Consider the following 2,725-nt stretch of genomic DNA (forward strand, 5'->3'; position numbering starts at 1 on the left):
AGTAGGTGTTCAGCATGCTGCCGTGGGCCTCGAGCAGGAGGAGTGGAAGCAGCGTAGACTCTACCGGTATAAATGTGGCAAGTGAAATTATTGAGAACCCTGTGTTGCTAACTATTGGATGTCTCTCGCCAAGTGAGTAGAAGAAGTACGCCCCCATCTCACCAAGTATGCCTGAGAGCACAGTAACGGGGATAACAACTATGATGCTATTGATGAGAGGCCTTTTCATGCTGTCCCAGACAGCCATATAGGCTGAAAGCGTGAAGTGCGTTGGCGGCTGGAACACAGAGGTAACAGTAGCCTCGAAGTTCGTCTTAAAGCCGTCTATAAGCATTGCATAGAGGGGGATGAGCCAAAATATCACTACAAGGCCTCCCGCCAGCTGAAGCAGTGCATACTTGAGCAGCCTAGTCCTATAGGATGCCATGCTTTCACCCCCTCATAACCCATTTCTTTATACCAAAAAGCGCATATGGTATTACAACTGCGGCGGCTATCAGCGTTATGAGCGTTGAGGCCGCGGCCGACTGGCTGAAGAACTCCGTGTAGAACTCGTAGTAAACGTATTCTACAAGAGTCATGAGGTCCAGGTTAGTCGGGCCACCCCCTATCACGAAGGGCAGGCTAAACATCCTGAATGAGAACAGGAACAGCAGCGCGGTGGCGACTATGAAGCCATTCATTGAATTTGGAAGAAGGACCCTGAAGAGTATCTTGAAGCCTCCTGCGCCGTCTATCCTTGCGGCCTCCACTATAGACTTGTCTATGCTCATAAATGACGCTAAGTAGAATAGCACCGCGAGCCCTGTGTAGGCCCAGAACTCTACCAGAAACATAGATAGGGTTGTTGAAGTGGCGGTTGCCAGCGGGTTAACTGGAGGTAAACCCAGGTGGGAGGTTATCCACCCAAAACCAAGCTCAGGGTTGAAAAGCCAGTCCCATATAAGGCCATTAGTGGCCATCGATATGGCCAGCGGGTACAGGAATATGGAGAGGTATAAGCTGCGCTGCGTGTTAGGTAAGAAGTAGAGGAGGCCGGCCAGGAGCAGGCCAGCCAAGTCGCCTATAGCGACGAGCCCTAGGGAGAAGATAGCTGAGTGATAAATAGCTACTCTGAAGAAAAGGCTCTTAAATATAGCTTCATAGGTGGCGAAGCCAACGAAGGTGTGTTTGCTGTTGAGCAATGACCAATTTTGCAGTGACAGAACGAAGTTCCAGATCACTATGTATATAAGCAGGGCGCCGAAGAATAGCGTGGGAAGCGCCATCAAAGCCAGCTGTATGGAACTAGATCTTAGTCTCGGGCGCCTGGCCGTCTTAACATTATCCGCGTTAGTTTCCTTGTTGTTCATAAATTTATTCACCTCTTTTCGTATACATTTCTAGCCACAGTAACTTATATACATTTAAAGAAAAAGGCGTGAAATTTAAAACAAAAACCGGTTTATTGATTATAAGCAGATTATGGCAGGGTGTATGTTGGGCACGTGTAGCTGGAGTTGAAGTAGTACCCTGGCACTATTACCCACGGGGGCACGTAGCCGGCGAACGGCTGACCGGCTATGCCCAGGTATCCAAGGCCTATCTTACCGGCGGCCAGCCAGTCCTTGCACTCGCTGTGAACAAGTGATGCCAGCTGCGCGTTGTATGCCGGTATGTAGGCCGAGCCGCTCTCCTGGAGCGCTAGCACCTGTGAGATCCAGCTCCCGAAGACGTCGTCGAAGAGCCCGCCGTCGGACAGCTGGTAGACGAACTGGTCCGGCGGAGTGCTGACCAGCTGTTCGTGGCTCCACCACTGCTCTGGCGTGTTGAAGTAGTCAGTGGCGTTCTTCCAGTAGGTGGTGGCCTTCCACTTAGTCCAGGCCTCCTGACCTGCATATGAGGCCCAGAAGGTTGCTAGCCTCACTCCTGCAGAGGTGGTCGGATAGGGCTTGGGCACGCCCACGGAGTCTATGACCAGTGCATAGGTGCCGTTCGTGCCTGGGAACGGCTCAACCACGACAGTCACGTTAGGCCAGCTTATGTATGGCTCGATAGCAGGGTAGGTGGTAACGTTGTAGTAGTCATAGGCGTAGTTGGTTAGCCAGTCTCCGTTGGCCTGGAACACGGCCTTGCCCTCTATCAGGTCGCTGAGGCCCTGGGTCCACGTCAGGCTCTGCCAGCCGGGGTAGTCATAGGAGGTGAAGTTCACGAAGAGCGAGTCGGTCTCATTAATGAGCTGCTGCACCGAAGCGTTGGAGAGGTCTATAGTTCCGTAGACAAACTCGTTGTAGAGCCTAGCGCCGCCAGCAAGGCCATACTTCTGTATGGCGAGCGACAGGAATATGTCCTCCCAGAGGTTAAGCTGGTCCCAGCCGCCGTCCGCCCCGGGCACCATCCACGGCGTGACGCCGTGCTCTGCCAGCTGGACCGTGTCGTAGGTGAGGGTGCTCAGGTTCGTCGGCAGCGGCAGGTTGTACTCCCTCAGCACCTTTATGTTGATGTAGAGCACGAAGCCGCTGTGCACGCTCACCGGGGCGTTAAGTATGGTGCCGTTGTAGGCCGCTGCCTCAATTATGGGCAGGGAGACCACGGAGGGGTTCAGGAAGCCCATGGACTTCAGCGCCGGGGTCAGGTTGAGGAAGGTCCTGACCCCCTGCGGCGCGGCCTCGGCGTAGCTGAGCATGTTGGCCCCCAGCAGGCTCTGGAAGAGGTCCGGGGGCCTGCCGGCTACTATCATGCCCAT

The 2,725-nt window shown here is 54.0% G+C and carries 2 protein-coding genes and 1 pseudogene; all 3 read right to left on the reverse strand.

Going from position 1 to position 2,725, the window contains the following annotated elements; genetic code table 11:
- Positions 1–427, reverse strand: a pseudogene (locus tag ACP5H1_RS08245) (glucose ABC transporter permease GlcU); the annotation flags it as partial.
- A gap of 4 nt (positions 428–431) precedes the next feature.
- Positions 432–1,268 (reverse strand): glucose ABC transporter permease GlcT, encoded by an 837-nt coding sequence (gene glcT / locus ACP5H1_RS08250; RefSeq protein WP_427973988.1) that lies wholly within the window; start codon positions 1,266–1,268, stop codon positions 432–434.
- Between the two features lie 194 nt (positions 1,269–1,462).
- Positions 1,463–2,725: glucose ABC transporter substrate-binding protein GlcS (glcS, locus tag ACP5H1_RS08255; protein WP_427973991.1), on the reverse strand; the 1,263-nt coding region annotated here is incomplete at its 5' end.

Source organism: Acidilobus sp. (assembly GCF_049973875.1).
Taxonomy (GTDB): Archaea; Thermoproteota; Thermoprotei_A; order Sulfolobales; family Acidilobaceae; genus Acidilobus.